Source organism: Rhodococcus sp. FH8 (genome assembly GCF_019266085.1).
GTDB classification, from domain to species: domain Bacteria; phylum Actinomycetota; class Actinomycetes; order Mycobacteriales; family Mycobacteriaceae; genus Rhodococcus_F; species Rhodococcus_F qingshengii.
Genome location: NZ_LPNQ01000078.1, coordinates 170,431 through 189,002, shown reverse-complemented (window position 1 = coordinate 189,002; position 18,572 = coordinate 170,431). Strand labels below are relative to the sequence as shown.

Annotated in this window: 17 protein-coding genes; 7 read left to right on the top strand and 10 right to left on the bottom strand. The window is 62.8% G+C overall.

Annotated features, from left to right (window positions below; all coding sequences use genetic code 11):
- Positions 1-42: 42 nt before the first annotated feature.
- The 3 genes from ATN38_RS24700 to ATN38_RS24690 are packed head-to-tail and all read right to left on the bottom strand — an operon-like array spanning position 43 to position 2,791.
- Positions 43-1,113 carry an isopenicillin N synthase family oxygenase gene (locus tag ATN38_RS24700; RefSeq protein ID WP_042450095.1) on the bottom strand — a complete coding sequence of 357 codons (1,071 nt, stop codon included), beginning with the start codon at positions 1,111-1,113 and terminating at the stop codon, positions 43-45.
- Positions 1,110-2,012 carry an ABC transporter permease gene (locus ATN38_RS24695; protein WP_218748859.1) on the bottom strand — a complete coding sequence of 301 codons (903 nt, stop codon included), beginning with the start codon at positions 2,010-2,012 and terminating at the stop codon, positions 1,110-1,112. Before ATN38_RS24695 ends, ATN38_RS24700 begins: the two co-directional genes overlap by 4 nt.
- Positions 2,009-2,791 (bottom strand): ABC transporter ATP-binding protein, encoded by a 783-nt coding sequence (locus tag ATN38_RS24690; RefSeq protein ID WP_003942349.1) that lies wholly within the window; start codon positions 2,789-2,791, stop codon positions 2,009-2,011. Before ATN38_RS24690 ends, ATN38_RS24695 begins: the two co-directional genes overlap by 4 nt.
- Before the next feature lie 251 nt (positions 2,792-3,042).
- Between ATN38_RS24690 and ATN38_RS24685 the strand changes: the two genes are divergently transcribed.
- Genes ATN38_RS24685 through ATN38_RS24675 form a run of 3 tightly spaced genes read left to right on the top strand, consistent with a single transcriptional unit; the run spans position 3,043 to position 6,595 of the window.
- Entirely contained in the window at positions 3,043-4,233 is a 1,191-nt protein-coding gene (locus ATN38_RS24685) for a hypothetical protein (protein ID WP_007731279.1), read from the top strand.
- A gap of 15 nt (positions 4,234-4,248) precedes the next feature.
- On the top strand, positions 4,249-5,226 hold the full coding sequence (locus ATN38_RS24680) for an isopenicillin N synthase family oxygenase (protein WP_218748857.1): 978 nt from the start codon (positions 4,249-4,251) through the stop codon (positions 5,224-5,226).
- Between the two features lie 40 nt (positions 5,227-5,266).
- Positions 5,267-6,595, top strand: coding sequence for an amidohydrolase family protein (locus tag ATN38_RS24675; protein WP_218748855.1), 1,329 nt, complete (start codon positions 5,267-5,269; stop codon positions 6,593-6,595).
- A 6-nt stretch (positions 6,596-6,601) separates the two neighbouring features.
- Here ATN38_RS24675 and ATN38_RS24670 read toward each other — a convergent pair whose 3' ends face one another.
- The 3 genes from ATN38_RS24670 to ATN38_RS24660 all read right to left on the bottom strand — a co-directional run bounded on the left by ATN38_RS24670 (position 6,602) and on the right by ATN38_RS24660 (position 11,074).
- Complete coding sequence (locus ATN38_RS24670) at positions 6,602-8,236, bottom strand: acyl-CoA synthetase (RefSeq protein ID WP_218748853.1); 1,635 nt, start codon at positions 8,234-8,236, stop codon at positions 6,602-6,604.
- A gap of 156 nt (positions 8,237-8,392) precedes the next feature.
- A complete protein-coding gene (locus tag ATN38_RS24665) occupies positions 8,393-9,598 on the bottom strand; it encodes an acyl-CoA dehydrogenase family protein (RefSeq protein ID WP_003942363.1) in 1,206 nt (401 codons plus the stop codon).
- Between the two features lie 27 nt (positions 9,599-9,625).
- Positions 9,626-11,074, bottom strand: a complete 1,449-nt coding sequence (locus tag ATN38_RS24660; RefSeq protein WP_050655137.1) for an acyl-CoA dehydrogenase family protein — start codon at positions 11,072-11,074, stop codon at positions 9,626-9,628.
- Positions 11,075-11,177: 103 nt separating this feature from the next.
- Here ATN38_RS24660 and ATN38_RS24655 point away from each other — a divergent pair, with 103 nt between their 5' ends.
- Both ATN38_RS24655 and ATN38_RS24650 read left to right on the top strand, forming a co-directional pair.
- Positions 11,178-12,323 carry a sensor histidine kinase gene (locus ATN38_RS24655; RefSeq protein ID WP_230359728.1) on the top strand — a complete coding sequence of 382 codons (1,146 nt, stop codon included), beginning with the start codon at positions 11,178-11,180 and terminating at the stop codon, positions 12,321-12,323.
- Positions 12,320-12,958 (top strand): response regulator transcription factor, encoded by a 639-nt coding sequence (locus tag ATN38_RS24650; RefSeq protein WP_208689653.1) that lies wholly within the window; start codon positions 12,320-12,322, stop codon positions 12,956-12,958. The genes ATN38_RS24655 and ATN38_RS24650 overlap by 4 nt, the downstream gene beginning before the upstream one ends.
- Here the strand turns inward: ATN38_RS24650 and ATN38_RS24645 are convergent.
- The 3 genes from ATN38_RS24645 to ATN38_RS24635 all read right to left on the bottom strand — a co-directional run bounded on the left by ATN38_RS24645 (position 12,952) and on the right by ATN38_RS24635 (position 15,918).
- A complete protein-coding gene (locus ATN38_RS24645; protein ID WP_218748852.1) occupies positions 12,952-14,484 on the bottom strand; it encodes a multicopper oxidase family protein in 1,533 nt (510 codons plus the stop codon). The genes ATN38_RS24650 and ATN38_RS24645 overlap by 7 nt on opposite strands.
- A 137-nt stretch (positions 14,485-14,621) precedes the next feature.
- Positions 14,622-15,404, bottom strand: a complete 783-nt coding sequence (hisN, locus tag ATN38_RS24640) for a histidinol-phosphatase (protein ID WP_007731284.1) — start codon at positions 15,402-15,404, stop codon at positions 14,622-14,624.
- A gap of 19 nt (positions 15,405-15,423) precedes the next feature.
- The gene (locus tag ATN38_RS24635; RefSeq protein ID WP_058226491.1) at positions 15,424-15,918 is read right to left on the bottom strand and encodes a carbonic anhydrase; all 495 of its coding nucleotides are present in this window, start codon (positions 15,916-15,918) and stop codon (positions 15,424-15,426) included.
- Positions 15,919-16,027: 109 nt separating this feature from the next.
- Here ATN38_RS24635 and prfB point away from each other — a divergent pair, with 109 nt between their 5' ends.
- Positions 16,028-17,134 carry a peptide chain release factor 2 gene (gene prfB, locus ATN38_RS24630; RefSeq protein WP_003942364.1) on the top strand — a complete coding sequence of 369 codons (1,107 nt, stop codon included), beginning with the start codon at positions 16,028-16,030 and terminating at the stop codon, positions 17,132-17,134.
- A 22-nt stretch (positions 17,135-17,156) separates the two neighbouring features.
- Complete coding sequence (locus ATN38_RS24625) at positions 17,157-18,041, top strand: mechanosensitive ion channel family protein (protein ID WP_003942304.1); 885 nt, start codon at positions 17,157-17,159, stop codon at positions 18,039-18,041.
- 205 nt (positions 18,042-18,246) lie between these two features.
- Here the strand turns inward: ATN38_RS24625 and ATN38_RS24620 are convergent, their stop codons facing one another.
- The gene (locus tag ATN38_RS24620) at positions 18,247-18,510 is read right to left on the bottom strand and encodes a hypothetical protein (RefSeq protein ID WP_003942353.1); all 264 of its coding nucleotides are present in this window, start codon (positions 18,508-18,510) and stop codon (positions 18,247-18,249) included.
- Between the last annotated feature and the right edge of the window lie 62 nt (positions 18,511-18,572).

Here is an 18,572-nt window from a genome sequence, read left to right as displayed (position 1 = left end):
CCTCACTTCGATCCTGCACGATGTCGACGGTACCCGGGAGCGCTATCCAGCGGCGCGCACCCGGTCAGCGCTGCGACTGTCGACCTCGGGCGCCGTCGCGCCTTTCAGTCCGGCCACTTTGGCCGCGATGTTCTCAGCGATCGTGATCGGCGGGTATCCCACTTCGCCCGGTGTGAGAGTCCCTGGCAGTGCTTCGATGACGGCGTCGTAGTTCCCGTCGAAAAAGAATGCGGCAGAGCGACGTCGGATGATCTGACCATCGACGATAGGTGGGTCGACTCGGTGCACTGTCGAGCGCCATCGGTCGTTCGTCCAGCGTGCCATCGCGTCGCCGAGGTTGATCAAGAGTGCGCCGTCGGCAGGTTGGACGTCGTGCCATAAGCCGTCGGCACTCAGAACTTGAAGACCCGGAACTCGATCTGCCCACAGGATGGTCAAGATTCCGAAGTCGGTGTGAGCGCCCATTCCCGTCATGTCGCCGGAGATGCGGATCTCGCCCTCGGGCAGTGCGTAGTTGTTCATCTTCATCGCGTCGATCGAATGGTCGAGCATCGAATCGAAGTACCCGGGCTGCAATCCGAGAGCGTCGGTAAAGGCGCACATCAGGATTCGTGCCAAGCCCTGGGCATGACGGAAATACTCTTCGATTGCCGGTCGGAATCCGGGCGCGGCCACGGGCCAGGTGTTGGCGGCGTAGCTGGACTCGGGTAGGTCGACGCCCGGATAGTCGCTCACCTCTGTGCCCACGACTATTGCTTCGTAGAAATCGTTCATCTGGTTCGCAGCGGCGACGCCCAGGCTCATGCTGAGTGATTCCGATTTCGGTGGTGAGTAGCCGCGGTTCTCGGACGAGGGACGGCGATAGTTGTTCTTCACCGTCAGTGGGAGAGCAAAGAACTCGTCGAGAGCGTCGGCCAGTCCTTCGGTCGCCGATCGTGGAATGCTGTGTCCGACAATCTGTATGAATCCGACCTCCCGGCACGCGCGATCGAGTTGAGCTGCCACTTCCGCACAGGCAGTGCTGTTGGTGGCGTTTGCAACCGCTGCCTCGCCGCGGAGGTACGGGCTGATATCGATCGTAGGGATTTCGAAGACAGGAGTTTCGTGGGTCATTTAAAGTCCTTGCGGCCGGACGTGTGCCACTTACCGACGAGCACACGTGAGAGGAATCCAAAGGCAGAGAAGACGAGGACACCGAACACCGACGCGATCACGATCGCGGCGATCAGATCCTCGGACTGAAGGCGGCTTCGGTAGACGTCGAGCAGCGTTCCGATCCCGGGTTGTCCTTTGGCGAAGAACATGTCGCCGATGATGGCACCGACGACAACAAGGCCGGAGGCGGTGCGGATGCCGGTGAGAATAGCCGGCATTGCCGCTCGCAGTTCGAGTTTCACCAATCGATCCCAACGGGACGCGCGGCCGAGGGTGAACAGTTCGTGCAGTCCGCGATCGACCGATTGCAATCCGAAGTGTGTGTTGGTGATGATCGGGAAGGCTGCGATGAGAACACACACCAGGGTACGCGCGGTCATACCGAAGCCGAACCAGAGCCCGATGAGGGGGACGATGGCGAGGATGGGAATGACCTGCAGCACAACGGCATAGGGATAGACGATCCGCTCGATCCACTTGGCCTGGCTCATCAGCACGCCGGTTCCGACGCCGACTGCCACCGCGACCACGAAGCCGACCAGTGCTACCTGTGCCGTCACTGCGAGGGCTTCGAGCATGGGAGAGAGGTGTTTCCAGTCGAGTAGCGACTTTGTCAGTACTTGACTCGGCGGCGGAAGGAGAAATCGACGTTCCGGGGAGAGAACGAGGTAGCTGACGATCGACCACGCTGCGACCGCGCCGGCAAGTGAGAGCAGCGGATAGAGAAGGAAGGTGCCGAGCGCTCTCATTCGCGAGGGCCGTCCGGGCTGTGACTGTGCTCGCGCGGCGGTCGCAGAATCAGTGCGAACGGCGGAATTGCGTGCGGTGCCCTGTTGCACTGCAAGGACTTCGGTCATCGTGAGCTCCCATGGAGACTGGCCGAGATCTCGGCGACGTGTTCGGTGTATCGGGCGTCGTAGCGCAGTTCCGGGCTACGCGGGTACGGGAAATCGATGTCCACGACCGAATGGATTCGTCCGGGCCGGGCGGTCATGACGACCACCTTGTTTGCGAGGTACACGGCCTCGGATACCGAGTGCGTGATGAACATCGAGGTGAACCCCTTGTCGGTGTAGAGCCTTTGCAGCTCTACCTGCATCTCCAGTCGTGTCATCTCGTCGAGAGCACCGAAAGGTTCGTCGAGCAGCATCACAGCAGGTGCGAGGGTGAGCGCACGTGCCAACGAGACGCGCATCTTCATTCCGCCCGACAACGCGTTGGGCAGTTGTTTCGCAAAGTCCGCCAGGCCCACTGCGCGAATTGCCTCGTCGGCGCGCAACTTTCGGGCTGCTTTGTCGCCGCCACCGAGTTCGGCGGACAATTCGACGTTGGCCTGCACGGTTCGCCAGGGGAGGAGAGTCGGCTCCTGGAAGATGAAGCCAACTGATTCGGTGTCGAGGGCAACCGCGCCGCTGGTCGGTCGCTCGAGGCCGGCCGCCATGCGCAACAAAGTCGACTTGCCGCAGCCGGAGGGTCCGACCACGGCGACGAAGTCTCCTCGCTCCACGTTCAGATCGATGCCGTCCAGCGCGACAGTGCCGGTATCGAACTTCTTGACGACATCGGAAAAGACCATCTGCATCGGTGCGGTGAGCTTGCGAGCGTCGGCATCCTGCATCGTGTTCGCGAGTTCCATCTGAGCCTCCGGTTCGATAATGCATGCAAAAGTTGTTCAATATGTATGAACCATCTTGAATTGCATGTATGTCGCCTAGGTTGCTGAATGTAAATGTGAGGTGACATTGCAGGTGAAGCGAGAATCCTGGCGCACGTTACCTGATGGAAACAACGAGTCGATTGCATGTAATCCACGTGCTGCAGAGTGTGCTCATCGGATCACCCTTCCTGGTTCGCCCACATCCCAATTGTTTTCACGAAGGAGACGCTGTGTATTCAAATCGCAAGGTGCATTCCAATCGCAGAAGTGTGGGAGCGGCGGGCGCGGCACTGGCCATGTGTGCAGCCATCGGATTGACTGCGTGCAGCTCCAGTGAGGCTGAGACGGCCAAGGCTGAATCTCTCGAACCAGCTGCCGAGGCTCAGAACCTAGCGGGTCTCTGTCCGGAAAACGTTGTGGTTCAACTCCAATGGCAGCCACAGTCGGATATGGGGGCGCTCTTCGAGATGCTTGGTCCCGGCTATTCGGTCGACACCGACGACAAGTCCGTCAGTGGGACTCTTGTCGCCGGAGGGAAGGACACCGGAGTCGACTTGACCTTGCGGGCCGGGGGACCGGCAATCGGGTTCCAATCCGTCAGCTCCCAGATGTACGTCGACGATTCGATCACTCTCGGCTTGGTGCACGGCGATCAGGTGATCGCGGCAGCGGCAAGTCAGCCCGTTGTGGCCGTCACGCCATTGCTCAAGTACAGCCCGGCAATCCTCATGTGGGACAAAGAGTCTCATCCGGAATGGGCGAGTGTTGCCGATATCGGCAAGTCCGACGCGAGTGTCGTCGTTTCCAAGGAGCAACTGTTTCCGCAGTGGCTCGTGGCGAAAGGCCTACTGAAGCAGTCTCAGCTCGACACGAGCTACGACGGAGCTCCCTCGCGATTTGTCGGTGACCCGACCATCGCTCAGCAAGGATTCGCGAATTCGGAACCGTACACGTACGAGAAGGAGACGCCGGCGTGGGACAAGCCGGTTTCCTATGACCTGCTGAAAGATTCGGGTTTCGACATCTACGCGTCCAATGTTTCCGTTCGTGCCGACAAGGTCGAGACACTCTCCCCGTGTTTGAGCAAGCTGGTTCCGATCATTCAGCAGGCCACCGCGGACTACATCACTGCGCCGGATACGGCGAATGCTGCCATTGTCGACGTCGTCTCGCAGGACGTGTCGTTCTCTCCCTACACCGAGGGTGAAGCAGCGTTCAGTGCCCAACTCTTGAAAGAGAAGGGCCTGATCGCGAACGAGGCGGACGGATCCGTCGGCACGTTCGACATGACGCGAGTCGCTCACACCGTCGAAGAACTGAAGCCCATCCTGAACGCCGGGGGTGCGGCGATACCGCAGTCATTGACTGCAGAAGAGATCTACACCGACAAGTTCACCGATCGGTCCATCGGAATCCGCTGAAGGAGCTGACAGCAAATGACTTACGACATGACAGAACTCAACCGCGAGACCCGCATGGGTGGCCTGGGCACGGAGACCACCGACCGCGAGGTCCGAAGAATCGATCTCTCGGATTTCGAGAACCGGCGCAGCGAGATCGCCGAGGAGTTGTGGTCGGCAGCAACCGACATCGGATTCTTCCAAATCGTCAATCACGGGATCGATCTGGACCAGGTCCGCGAGGCTTTCGCGGCGGCCGAGCGATTCTTTGCACTGCCCACTGAGGTCAAAGCGCAGTATCCGCTCAAGAAGGGTTTCAACTCCGGCTGGGAGAGCATGACGCAGGTGCGTCCGTCCATCGGAACACCTGATCAGAAAGAGTCCTATCAGGTGACCCGCCCGCATATGGGTGATCTGTGGCCCACTGCAGACGAATTGGGCGGATTCCGCGAAACGATCCTGGACTTCGAAACCAAGTGCTGGGGCATTGCGATGGACCTGTTGTCGTGCTTCGCCGAGAAGCTGGGATTCGAACGAGACTTCTTCACCAGGGCACATGACCCGTCGGTGGACACCTACCAGAGCACGCTGCGACTACTCCACTACTTCCCCCTTGCCGCCGACGCAGATGTCGAAGGGATGTGGCGTGCCGGAGCACACACCGATTTCGATTGCCTGACATTGCTTTTCCAGCGTGACGGTCAGGGCGGCTTGCAACTGTGCCCGGGCAAGGAGATGGACACCCAGGAATGGACGTCGGTGGTGCCGGCTGAGGAAGCAATCACCTGCAACATCGGCGACATGCTGATGAGATGGAGTGATGACGTCCTGCCGTCGAATTTTCATCGAGTCAAGAGTCCCGGAGTCACCGACTATCGGGGAGCCCGCTACAGCCTCGCGTTCTTCGCTCAGGCGAACCGCGACGTGACCATCGAGGGGCCGGCGGGCAAGTACCCGCCGATCACTGCCGAGGACTACATCGACCAGCGAGTACGCGCGAACTTCGCGCGTTGATCCGTATCCGTTCCGTCACACACTTTCAGGAGAACTGGCGATGACTACCGCGCCCAAGAACATGACCGACGTGATCATCCGGGACGTGACGTTGTACAGCGGCGGGCAATGGCTGACCGGCCACGACGTCGTCGTCTCGAATGGGGTGGTCGAATCGATCGAGAAGTCGACCGGCACCGCCACACCTGGAAGTGTGGACGGATCGGGGGCGTATCTGATCCCTGGGTTCGTCAACACCCATACGCACCTTCAGCAGTCACTGATGCGTGGGATCGCCGAAGGGGCACCGCTTCTCGAATGGCTACTCGCGGTCGCAGAAGAGTCGGTTCAGATCACTCCCGAGCGCGCATACGCGGCCACTGTCGCAGCCTCGCTGGAGGCATTGCGCAGCGGTACGACCACCCTGGTCGAACACATGTGGCCGCACCCGTCCAGCGAGGTTCACGATGCCGTGATCCGGGCGTTGCACGACACCGGGATTCGTGCGGTGCTGGGACGCGGAACCGCAGACCGGGCGGACAAGACGAGGAAGTGGGGCTTCGATCCGCGGCTCATGCAACCACTCGGAGACGTTCTCGCACATACGGATCAGATGATGCGGGACGTCGCCGGTTCCCGCATTGACGTGGCAGTCGCGGTACCGAACCCGCGTTCGCTGACCCCGGAGGGGATGTCGGAAGTGCGTGAGTTCGCGCAGGCTCGCGACCTGACGGTCTCGATTCACCTGCTCGAGACGCAGACCGACAACACGATGTGTACCGAACACGCGGGCATGAACGCGGTCGACTACCTGGATTCCCATGGTTTCTTGTGGGACCGGGTGCTGGCGGTCCACTGCGTCGAACTCGACGACCGTGGTCAGAAGGTGCTGGCGGAGCGCGGCGTCGGAGTGTCGTACAACCCCGTCAGCAACATGCGCCTCGGTAGCGGAATCGCGCCCGTCCCGAGTTTCCTCGACGCGGGGATCGCGGTGGGGTTGGGTGTGGACGGCGCAGCCAGCAACGATACTCAGGACATGCTCGAGACGCTGCGCACCGGCGCCTACGTGCAGCGAGCCGCGCGCGGCCGCGCCGACCTGCTCGGCTTCGAAGCCATGATCGACATCGCATCCGGCGGTGCAAACGCAGCACTCGGTCTGCCGGCCAGGTCCGGCGGGATCTCCGTGGGCGATCCCGCCGACCTCACCATGATTCGGTTCGAACGCGACTTCGGTTGCCTCCCGGTGCGAGATCCGGGTGCGTCCATTCTCACGACGGGCAGTCGTCAGATAGTGGACACGGTGTTGGTTGCGGGCGAGGTCGTACTCCGCGACGGGCACTCCACTCGCGTCGACGAGGCGGAATTGATCCGCACGCTCAGCGCTTTGTGACTGTGCTCAGTCTTCGCTGATCTCCATCTCGATCAGGACGCGGCGCAACAGCTTTCCGGTGGCGTTGCGGGGAAGTTCGTCGATGAAGACGATCTCGCGGGGAACCTTGTAGCGCGCGAGATTCGACCGGACGTGATCCTTCAGCTCGTCGGAGTTCTGGTCGGCGCCGTGGGCGACGACGACAAAAGCTCGCAGGCGGTGCCCGAAGTCGGCGTCCTCGACTCCGATGACTGCCGCTTCCAAGACGTCCTCTCGATCGGCGAGCAGGTTCTCGACTTCGAGCGGGTAGACGTTCTCGCCACCGGAGACGATCATGTCGTCGTCGCGGCCGTCGACGAAGAGGAGGCCGTTGGCGTCGAAGTGTCCGACGTCGCCGGTCGAGAGAAGTCCGTCGATACGTTCCTTGTCGCGCCCGTCGGTGTATCCCTCGAAGCTCAGCCCGCTGGCGACGAAGATCCTGCCGATCGTGTGTGGGGTGGTGATCTTCTTGTTGTTCTCGTCGAACAGTTCGACGTGACAGGTCACCGGAGCGCGGCCCGCGGTTCCCGGCGCAATGGTCAGATCCTCGGGAGTCGCGACCGTGGCCACTGCGACCTCGGTGGATCCGTACAGGTTGTAGAGGACGTACCCGAACGAGGCCGTGACTCGCTTGCACAGGTCGGGCGAGAGTGACGAACCTGCCGAGAAGATGATCTTCAGGTTCGACGTGTCGTACTTGGACAGCACGTCGGGACCGAGGTCGATGACGCGAGTGAGCATCGTCGGGACCACGACCAGACTGTCGCACTTGTACTGGGCGACAAGCTTGATCGTGTTCTCCGGATCGAACTTTCGATGCATGACGACGGTCTGGCCGAGCGCCAACGCGAGAGCGAACTGCGAGACACCGGTTCCGTGGAAGGCGGGGGCCGCCATCATCATGGTCTGTCCGCGGCGCAACGGCACGCGGTCGAGGAACTGTGCCGACGCGAGAGGGGAGGTGTGGCCACGCGGCGCACCCTTGGGAGTTCCCGTTGTGCCGCTGGTGAGGAGGACGAAGCCACCGTTCTTCTCGGGTGCCGGCACCGACGACGTGGTGCGTCCGGCGATGGCCTCGTCGAGAGTGGCTGCCGTGGAACCGTCAGCGGCTGTGCCCTCTGGCCAGGAACGATAGACGACGACGTCGTCCGGCAAGGCATCGGCGATGTCCGCGAACTCGTCGTCGTAGACGAAGGCGACCACCTTCTCACGCGCTGCGACGTCCACGAGTTGGGGCCGAGCGAAGCCCGTGTTCATGAGAACGAGCTTCGTTCCGTTCTTTGCTGCCGCCAGCATGGTCAGGACCAAGCCTCGATGGTTACGGCACATCGCGCCCATGACGGAGTCGGAGGTGATGCCGTCGGCCTGCCACGCCCGGACCAACGCGTTGCTCTGACGCTCGAGCTCGGCATAGGTGATGGGGCCGCGCTCGTCGATGATCGCCACCGCGTCGTAGCCGTTCTCGGCGTGTGCATGGACCGGCCCGGCAAAGGGTCCGTACTTGTCCACGGCTGCAATGGATTTGAGTCCGCGATCGAGGCGAGGGAACGGGACGAGTCCGGCTCGGAACATGACCCCCGCCGCGCCGATGGTGTCAGTGACCTTGGTGACCAATCCGGGCATACGTGAACCTCTTCCGAGCGTCGTTGTAGGACTGATTACACACTAATGCGCAATCAGGTTTCGGTGGTGAAGTTTCACGATGGCGACCGAGCACTCCGCCCCGCCACCTCGAAAGGTGGCGGGGCGGAGTGTTTCGGGATCTGGTCCGTGCGACCGTCACTTCAGTTCGGCGGACGACTTTCCGAGCAGGCGGCGTGCGACGATCAGCTGCTGGATCTGCTGGGTGCCCTCGAAGATGTCGAGAATCTTCGAGTCGCGGCCCCACTTCTCGAGCAACGGGCGCTGCGAGTAGCCGTAAGTGCCGGCCAACTCGACTGCCTTGAGCGTCACGTCGGTGCCGGTGCGGCCGGCCTTCGCCTTGGACATGGACGCTTCGAGCGAGTTCGGCTTCTTGTTGTCGGCCATCCACGCCGCGCGCAGAGACAGCAGGTACGCGGCCTCCCAGTCGGCTTCCAAACGGATGAACTCGGCTGCAGCTGCATGCTGGTTGTAGACCGGTGTGTCGTAGGAGATCTCGACACCGGCTTCGGTCAGGATGCCGCGCAGTTCTTCGAGAGCTGCGCGTCCGACGCCGACGGCCATGGCTGCAACGAGGGGCCGGGTGTTGTCGAACGTCTGCATGACGCCGGCAAAGCCCTGCTCCACGTTGACCTCCGGGCTGCCGAGGATGTTGTCCGCTGGAATGCGGCAATCCTGGAGCAGGAGTACTGCGGTGTCGGAGGCCTTGATGCCCAGCTTGTGCTCTAGGCGAGCAACGCTCAGGCCCGGTGCGTCACGCGGAACGACGAACGACTTGATGGCCGCTCGGCCCTTCGACTTGTCGACCGACGCCCACACGACGATGTGCGTCGAACGCTCACCGGCGGTGACGAAGATCTTCTCGCCGTTGAGAACCCACTCGTCGCCGTCGAGAACGGCGGTGGTGGTCACGGCGGCGGAGTCGGAACCGAAACTCGGTTCGGTGATGGCCATCGAGGCCCACACCTTGCCGAAACGTTCGAGCTGTTCGTCGGTTGACACTGCGGCGATCGCGGCGTTGCCGAGCCCCTGGTAGGGGATCGAGAGCATGAGTCCGACGTCGCCCCAAGACGTTTCGAGCGAGTTGAGGAGCGCAGACATGTTGCCGCCGTTGGCGTTGCCACCCTTGGCGCTCGCGTCGGACCGTCCGCCGCTGGCACCGCCGATGTCTCCACCGGAATCGGAGAGGCCTTCCACCATGGCAGCCATGGTGTCGAGCTCGACCGGGTACTCGTGCTCGGCAAGATCGTACTTACGTGAAATGGGTCGGAAGATCTGCGCCGCGACCTGATGTGCCTGGTTCGCTGATGCTTTGAGCTTCTTGGGAAGTTCGAGGTTGATCATCGTGGTTCTCCTGGAAGTTCAGCGGCGTCAGATGAGGACGATGCCCTCGGCAACGCCGATGGCACGGAGGTCGCGGTACCAGCGCTCGACCGGGTGTTCCTTGGTGAACCCGTGTCCACCGAGGAGTTGCACACCGTCGAGGCCGATCTGCATGCCCTTCTCGGAAGCCAGCTTCCGGGCCAGAGCGGATTCGCGAGCGAAGGACAAGCCCTGCTCGGCGCGTGAAGCGCCCCGAAGCGTGACCAGGCGCAGTCCGTCGAGTTCGATGCCGATGTTGGCGACCATGAAGGCAACCGCCTGGCGGTGGCTGATCGGCTCGCCGAACGCTTCGCGCTCGTTGACGTACGGAATCACGTAGTCGAGAACTGCCTGGCTGGTGCCGACGGCCATGGACGCCCAACCGAGGCGAGCCAGGCGAATCGCGTCGGCGTATTCGGCCTTGCGCTGCTCGGCGTCACCGTCGCCGAGCAGTGCGGACTCCGGCACAGCGACATCGGTGAGGATCAGGCGACCCAGGCCTGCGGCGCGCAGTCCCATGCTGGGATCTGCTTCGACGACGAGTCCCTTGGTGTCGGATTCGACGATGAAGAAGGACGGCTTGCCGTCGAGTTCTGCGGCGATGACGAAGAGCTCGGACGTAGCCGCGGCGGGCACCAAGCTCTTGACGCCGTTGAGCTTGTAGCCGCTGGGGGAGCGAACTGCCTTGGTCTGCAGGGCGAACGGATCGAACAGTGCGCGTGGTTCGTTGACCACCACTGCTGCGCCGGGGACCTGCTCGCCGGTGAAGGCCGGAAGGTAGGTCTTCTGCTGCGCGTCGGTGCCCCACTGCGTCAGTGCGACTGCAACGCCGCTGGGTGCGAGGATCGGAAGTGCAAGCCCCATGTCTCCGTGCGCAAGTGCCTCGGCAACAAGAGAATTGGTGACTGCGCCGCGATCGGCAGCTGCTCCGTCGAGTTCTTCGGGAACATTGATCAGCGTGATGCCGAGCTCGGCTGCGCGCTTGGAGAGATCGGCGGGTGCCTGCGCTGCGCCGTCGGCGTCGTGCGCTGCGGGACGCAGGATCTCGGCCGCGAACTCGCGCACGGTCTCGACGATCATCTTCTGGTCGTCGTCGGGGGTCAGATCGAAGTAGTCGGCGTTCTTGCTCGGGTTGTCGGGCAGGCGCTTGGGTGCGCCGTTGCCCGAGACCTTCTGGAATCCTCGAGTGGCGGCACCCAGGGTTTTGAAGCCCGTCTTGGTGCCCTCGTAGGTCACGCGATCGATGGTCTGACGCAGATTGAACTTCTCGGCCAGTTCCGAACCGGTGATCTTGGTAAGCACACGCATGGCTGCGCCCATGGCGTCGCGTTTGATCGGGTTCAGGCCGACGGCGGACGTGTCGCGGGGCGCACCCTTGGCGCCGCCGCGCTGCGCGCCCGATTCGCTGCGCTGAGCACTCTTGTCGGGGGCAACACTGTCTTGCTTGGTCATGATCACCAGCTGTTTCTCGGTGTTGGGGCGTTGGACGATCCTTATCTTACTCATCAGTAAGGTCTGTTGTCGAGAAACCGCGAAATGATGCGCGTCATAGGCTCGAGGGGTGAACCGGACAGAGGTGCCAGATCGGATACAGCGGTACGTGCGCTACACGCCGTTGGTGGTGGTCCCGTGCCTGTTGATCGCCAGCACGTATCCGGGGGAGTATCGAGTTCCCCTCACCTACTGGATTCTGTCGATGCTGTCGGCGCTCGCCTTCGCCGTCGGCCGTCGATGGCCGGTCTTCGCGTCCCTGGTCATCTCGGCGCTCGCCGTTCCGATGTTCGTCGCCGACGCCTGGGGGCTGTCCGAGCTTGTTCCGTATCTCGGGGCGGTCGCCGTCGTCGACGTCACGATGCGGGCCGAGCGTAGAGAAATGGTTGCCGTATCGGCAGCAGGATGGTGCGGTTCGGTGCTCGCGGGTATCTGGTTCGAATCTCACGAAGCGTTCTGGTCTGTCACGACGGCTGTGAAAGTGCTTGCGTACGTGGGGTTGCCACTGCTGCTCGGGCTGTATCTACGCTCGCAGCGTGAATTGGCCGCGAACAATCTTGCGCAGACCCGCGCTGCGGAGCGCAGTGCGCTCGCCCGCGAACTGCACGACCTGGTTGCGCACCACATGGCATCGATCGTCCTGAGAATCGGCGTGGCTCAACATGTCTTGGCGCCCCAGGACGAGGCCGTGCGTGAGGTCCTCGCGGATGTGCGTGGGACTGCGTCCGATGCGCTGGCCGATATCCGTCGCCTCCTGGTCGCACTTCGTGATCCTTCGCTCGGTGAGGTCGCTCTGGTCGAGCCGGATGCCGTCGAGGCGGAAATCGAGGCGGCGATAGATCGTGTGCGTGCGGCGGGTTTCGAGGTGCAGGCAGTCTTCGATGCCCAGGAGAATGTCGAGTCAGGCGCAGCCGATCTCGACGCGATCGGGAGGCTGACGTTGTTGCGGGTGATTCAGGAATCACTGACCAACGTCATGAAGCACGGCGACAAGAAGGGGCTGGTATCGGTCTCGGTCGGTCGCGAAGACAACCGGGTGCATGTCAGGGTTGTCAACGACGTCGAGGGATCGCCTAGGAGTGCAGGTCATGGCCTGGTGGGAATGCAGGAGCGTGCGGGGTTGGTCGGCGGCGAGATAACCGCCGGCACCAACAGTGACGGGAAATGGGAAGTGCACGTGAGTATTCCACTCGTTGTCTCGGGCGATGTCTCGTGATCAGCGTGCTGATCGTCGACGACCAGCGACTTGTGCGCGCCGGTTTGCGGATGCTGTGCGCGGCAGCCGAGGACATGACCGTGGCCGGTGAGGCGTCGAACGGCGTCGAGGCGGTAGCGCTCGCTGCAGAATTGGATCCCGACGTGATTCTGATGGACTTGAGAATGCCCGGGCTGGACGGGATCGGTGCCACGCAGCAGATCGTCAAGGCCGGTCGTCGAGCGCGCATTCTCGTGCTGACCACCTTCGACGACGACGATCATCTGTATCCCGCACTCGCCGCGGGGGCTTCGGGGTTCTTCGTCAAGGACACCGAACCCGCCGAGCTGCTCGGCGCCATTCGGCGGATCGCCGAGGGTGAGATGGTGTTCACTCCGGAACTTCTCCGCCGCGTTGTGGATCGAGCGGTGATCGGTGGTATCGCAGACACTGCTGTGACGGGCAAGGTTCCGTTGACCGATCGCGAATCGCAGGTCCTCGCACTGGTGGCAGAAGGGAAGAGCAATCAGGAGATCGCGGACACGCTGCATCTCGGTGTGACCACGGTGAAGACGCACGTGGCGAACCTGATGTCGAAGACCGGTTGCGACAATCGGGTTCGCCTCGCCGTGTACCACTTGCAGAACTTTCAGTGACCGGAGTGCGAACCAGGCATCGGCATGTCCATCGGCATGTCCATCTGCATCGGAGCCGCCTTCTGCCCCGGTTCGAGGACGAGGAATTGGCCCATCATCCCTTGGTCCTCGTGCATCAGCAGGTGGCAGTGGAACATGTACGGGAACGTGGGATCGGTGTACTCGGACCACTGCAGCGCGACGCGAATCCTACTGCCCGGTGGTGTGTAAACAGTGTCCTTGAGTCCTCGTAAGTGAGGCGGAGGAGTGCGACCGTCGACGTCGAGGATCTGGAACTGTACGTCGTGGACATGGAAATTGTGTGGCCAGTTGTCCTTGTTGGTGATCGTCCACACCTCGGTCGCGCCGACCTCGGCCTCGAAGTCGATGCGGTTCATGTCCATTCGTTGCCCGTTGATCATGTACCACTGCAGATCGAAGGTTCGGGAAACGCTTGCCTTCGACGGATCCAGACGCGGCAGTACGGCCAACTGCGCCGGGAGAGTCGACCGTGACGTGCGGCTGGCAACGCCCCGCAGTTCGAGGATGTCGAAGCGGTCGTTCATGCCGAAGTTCTCGGCGTCGGAGGAACTCACGCCACCGCCGTCCTCGATCGGGAACGACACCAGTGTGGTCGTCGCACCGGGGTCGACGCGAACCACGATCTCGGCTCGTTCGCCGGGGCTGAGCTGAATCCGCTTGATCGCAATAGGTGATTCGAGCAGTCCGCCGTCGGTGGCAATCAGATCGAACGTGCGGTCGTCGGGGAACCCCAGGTTGTAGAGACGGCCGGAAGAGCCGTTCAGAATGCGTAACCGGACGACCCCGGTGGTGACGTCGAGGTAGGCGTCGGAGATGCCGTTGGTGACGATCGTGTCGCCGAGCAGGCCTATGTCGGTCGGATCCGATTCGTCGAAGCTGCCGTCGGCGAGGAATCGACGATCCTGGATGATCAGCGGAACATCGTCGACACCATAGGTTTTGGGGATATCCAACGCCCGCGTGTCGGCGTCGTCGATCAGGAACAGTCCGGCGAGACCGCGCTGCACGTGCCGTTCGGTGGATCCGTGCGGGTGTGGGTGATACCAGAGCGTCGACGCCGACTGGCCGATCGTCCACGCCGGTTCCCAGCGTCCGCCGGCTTCGATGGTCTGGTGCGGGCCGCCGTCGTATCGGGCGGGCAGATGCATACCGTGCCAATGGACGGTCGTGGGCTCTGCCAGTGTGTTGTCGATCGTGAATGCGACAGATTCTCCGCGTTCGGCGCGGACGGTCGGCCCCAGAATGGATCCGTTGAAACCCCAAGTGTCGGTGAGTTTTCCCGCGACGATCTCGGTGGTCCCGGCACCGGCACGAAGTGTGAAGTGGCGAACACCGGCGTCGTCGACGGTGGATTCGGCAAGCGGCGGAATCGGTAGCGGACGCGAAGTTCCGGCCACCGCCAACGTGGCGCTCTTCGCTGCCGGGTCGGCGCCGCAGCCTACCGCGAGCCCGAGGGGCGCCGCGGCCAGACCGAACAGAATCGTGCGCCTGGAAATCCGGTTCATCGTTCTCCTGGAAGTAGTGCGTGATCAACTACTTCCAGTCAACGGGCCGAGATGTCGTGCCGAATCCTGCCGACGGGCCTGTCGGGACTCCTCCCTCGGACCCTTGCGGCGGGCGGGATGTTCTGGTACTCGGGTGGTTACCGCAGGCGGGCCAGAACGTCTTCGTGCAGCAGTCCGTTGGTGGCGACCGCGCTGCCGCCGTGCGGACCTGCGCCGCCGTCCAGATCGGTGAACGCGCCGCCGGCCTCACGGACCAATACGTCGAGCGCTGCCAGATCCCACAGGGAAACCTCGGGTTCGGCAGCAATGTCGACGGCGCCTTCGGCCACGAGGCAGTAGGAGAAGAAGTCCCCGTAACCGCGCACGCGCCAGACGTGGTCGGTGAGTTCGACGAACTGATCGCGAATTCCGCGGTCCTTCCACCCCGAGAGGCTCGAGAAGCTCAGGCTCGCTGACTCGCTGCGATCGACGGCGGATACCTGGATCGCCCGCGCATCACTGTCCCCGAAGGAAGTATGTGCACCCAAACCTGTTGCAGCCCACCATCGCCGATTCAGTGCAGGTGCGCTCACGACGCCGATGACCGGGACGCCGTCCTCGAGCAAGCTGATCAGCGTGGCCCACACCGGTACGTTGCGGACGAAGTTCTTGGTCCCGTCGATGGGGTCGACCACCCACTGTCTGCCCTCGAAGACTGCGTCGCCGCCGAATTCTTCGCCGAGTACGGAATCCGCAGGACGATGCTCACCGAGCGTCGCGCGCACTGCTCGCTCGACAGCCAGATCGGCGTCGGAGACGGGGGTGAGGTCCGGCTTGTCGTCCACTCGAAGGTCGAGGGCGCCGAAGCGGGCGCGAGTGATCGCGTCAGCCTCGTCGGCGATACGGAGGGCGAGTGCGAGGTCGGATGCGCGATCGGTCACGGGTACACAACCTACCGGCTCAATCGGGGAGGACCTCGTTCAGCTTTCCGGTTGCGACGTCGAAGACGAATCCGCGTAGGGAGGTCGTCGTGGTGACGAACGGACTGTTCTCGATGCGCTTCAACGACTGACGGACGTCCTCGTCGATGTCGGGAAACGATTCGGCAGCCCAATTTGGTTTGATGCCGATCTCGTCCTGGATGGATCGCTTGAAGTCGTCGTCGGTGAACGTCAGCATTCCGCAGTCGGTGTGGTGGATGAGGATGATCTCGGTAGTTCCCAGCAGACGCTGGCTGATGGCCAGGGATCGGATCTCGTCGTCGGTGACGACTCCACCCGCATTGCGGATGACGTGCGATTCACCTTCCTTGATTCCGAGCACCCGATAGACGTCGATGCGGGCGTCCATGCAGGCGAGTACGGCGACGTGTTTGCTGGGTGGGAGGGGGAGCGGTCCGGTGAACTGCTCGGCGTAGGCGGCGTTGTTCTGCAGGTATTCGTCGGTGACAGTCATCGTTCCAGTAGGTTCCCTCGGAGCGAGGTTGGCAAGGCTTCCAGTCCCGGTGATCCCAATACGTGACGGGCGGCAGGGCCGAGGTCGGCACCCGGTAGCCTTGAGAACCGTGCATCCCGACGTAATTGCAGACCTGAACGCCCTCGACACCACCCTTCGCACCTGCGAATCGGTTGTGGACGTCGAGGAGCTGCGCCGACGCATCGACGAGCTCGAGCACCAGGCAGCCGACCCGGGTCTGTGGAACGACCAGGAACACGCCCAGCAGGTCACCAGCCAGCTCTCCCACGCGCAGGCCGAGCTACGCCGGATCGTGGCACTACGCGAGCGACTCGACGAGATGCCGATCCTCTACGAACTGGCAGAAGACGAAGGCCCCGACGCGGTGGCCGACGCCGACGCCGAGCGCGCGAGCCTGCGAGACGACATCGCGGCGATGGAAGTCAAGACCATGCTCTCGGGCGAGTACGACGAGCGCGACGCGCTCATCAACATCCGCTCCGGTGCCGGCGGTATCGACGCTGCAGACTGGGCCGAGATGCTCATGCGTATGTACATCCGCTGGGCGGAGAAGCACGACTACGGCGTCGAGGTCTACGACACGTCGTACGCCGAAGAAGCCGGACTCAAGAGCGCGACTTTCGCGATCAAAGGCCCGTACACGTACGGCACGTTGTCCGTCGAGATGGGCACCCACCGGCTCGTTCGCATCAGCCCCTTCGACAACCAGGGGCGTCGTCAGACGTCGTTCGCCGAGGTCGAGGTACTGCCGGTCGTCGAGACGACCGACCACATCGAGATCAACGAGAATGACATCCGCGTCGACGTCTACCGCTCGTCCGGTCCCGGCGGCCAGTCGGTCAACACGACGGACTCTGCCGTTCGACTCACGCACATCCCGACGGGAATCGTCGTCACCTGTCAGAACGAGAAGTCGCAGCTCCAGAACAAGGTGTCGGCGATGCGCGTCTTGCAGGCAAAGCTGCTCGCGGTCAAGCGTCAGGAGGAGCGCGCCGAGATGGATGCGCTCAAGGGCGACAGCGGCAGCTCGTGGGGCAACCAGATGCGCTCCTATGTTCTGCATCCGTACCAGATGGTCAAGGACCTGCGTACCGAGTACGAGGTCAACAACCCGTCGGCAGTGCTCGACGGCGACATCGACGGGTTCCTCGAGGCCGGCATCCGCTGGCGCATGAGCGAGAACCAGTCCGCATAGCGTTCGGATACCGAAAGGCACGATGACTTTACTTCGACCTGGGCAGAACCTGCTCGATTGGCTTCAAACCACCGGTTTGTCCGTCCTCATGACCGTGCTCGGGGCGATGATTCTCGCCCGGTTGGTCAGTTGGGGCGGCAACAAGGTCACCGACCAGATCGACTCCAACTATCAGTTGGGCGATGCGCTGGTTCGTTCCGAGGCGACCAAGCATCGTCACTCGGTCGCGCAGGTCATCACCTGGGTGGTCATCACGTTCATCTACGTGATCGCGACGCTGAAGGTTCTCGACCAACTGAACCTGCCGATCGGAAGTCTCGTCGCGCCGGCGACCGTTCTCGGTGCGGCGCTCGGTTTCGGTGCACAGCGCGTCGTGCAGGACATTCTTGCCGGTTTCTTCATCATCACCGAACGTCAGTACGGCTTCGGTGACACCGTGCGACTTGCGATCACCGGCTCCTCCGACGACGCCGAGGGTGTCATCGAGGACGTGACCCTGCGCGTGACGCGGATGCGGAACTCCGACGGCGAGGTCATCACCGTTCCCAACGGCCAGATCGTGAAAGCGACCAACCTGTCCAAGGATTGGGCACGCGCCGTCATCGACGTTCCGGTTCCGGCGACCGCCGATCTCACCCGGGTCAACGAGGTGCTTCGCCAGGTCGGAGTCGACGCGATGGCCGACCGCGGACTCAAGAAACTGCTGCTCGACGAGCCCACGGTCATGGGCGTCGAAAGCCTGGAGGTCGATCAGGTCAACGTGCGGATGGTCGCGCGCACACTCCCCGGCAAACAGTTCCAGGTCGGACGCGCTCTTCGCGTCCGCGTCGCCGCAGCACTGCGACGTCAGGGGATCACGGTGTCACCGGATCTACACACCGTACGGACCGAGGAGGCGAGCGAATGACCGATCAGGAACCGCGCCGCGGACTCGACCGACTGTTTCACCTGGACTGGCTCCCGTCCCGGATTTTCGGCGGCCGGATGCGAACCTCTACCTTCATTCTCATCGTGGCGTGGATATTGACGTATCTGTTGCATACGTATCTCAATCCTGAGGACCCGACCGCAGTGACACCACCGCCCAGCGTGGACACGTCGCAGACCGAGCCTTACGTCGCGCCCTCGGTCAAACCGTCGACGACGACCCCCGTGCCGTCCTCGACCGAGCCGACGACTACGTCCGAGACCCAGTCTCCGGAATCGAGCACGGGCAGCTCAGGTTCTCCGACGCCGACTTCGGGTCCCGCGCCTGCGCCGGGCAACGCCGAACAGTCCGCGACCACGGTGCCGACCACTCCGGCGACGACGACCGTTCCCCAACCTGGCGCGGCGATGCAGGCACCGACGTCTGTGCCGCAGTCACCCGCGACCACCGGTACCGGATAAGGACGAGGGTGCTCGCGCGTGGCGCCAAGGTCACCGTTAGATAACGGCT

What these genes read in the sequence shown, in the direction of transcription:
- ATN38_RS24700 (WP_042450095.1), bottom strand. Translation starts at nt 1,113, where the DNA reads ATGACCCACGAAACTCCTGTCTTCGAAATCCCTACGATCGATATCAGC.
- ATN38_RS24695 (WP_218748859.1), bottom strand. Translation starts at nt 2,012, where the DNA reads ATGACCGAAGTCCTTGCAGTGCAACAGGGCACCGCACGCAATTCCGCC.
- ATN38_RS24690 (WP_003942349.1), bottom strand. Translation starts at nt 2,791, where the DNA reads ATGGAACTCGCGAACACGATGCAGGATGCCGACGCTCGCAAGCTCACC.
- ATN38_RS24680 (WP_218748857.1), top strand. Translation starts at nt 4,249, where the DNA reads ATGACTTACGACATGACAGAACTCAACCGCGAGACCCGCATGGGTGGC.
- ATN38_RS24675 (WP_218748855.1), top strand. Translation starts at nt 5,267, where the DNA reads ATGACTACCGCGCCCAAGAACATGACCGACGTGATCATCCGGGACGTG.
- ATN38_RS24670 (WP_218748853.1), bottom strand. Translation starts at nt 8,236, where the DNA reads ATGCCCGGATTGGTCACCAAGGTCACTGACACCATCGGCGCGGCGGGG.
- ATN38_RS24665 (WP_003942363.1), bottom strand. Translation starts at nt 9,598, where the DNA reads ATGATCAACCTCGAACTTCCCAAGAAGCTCAAAGCATCAGCGAACCAG.
- ATN38_RS24645 (WP_218748852.1), bottom strand. Translation starts at nt 14,484, where the DNA reads ATGAACCGGATTTCCAGGCGCACGATTCTGTTCGGTCTGGCCGCGGCG.
- ATN38_RS24635 (WP_058226491.1), bottom strand. Translation starts at nt 15,918, where the DNA reads ATGACTGTCACCGACGAATACCTGCAGAACAACGCCGCCTACGCCGAG.
- ATN38_RS24625 (WP_003942304.1), top strand. Translation starts at nt 17,157, where the DNA reads ATGACTTTACTTCGACCTGGGCAGAACCTGCTCGATTGGCTTCAAACC.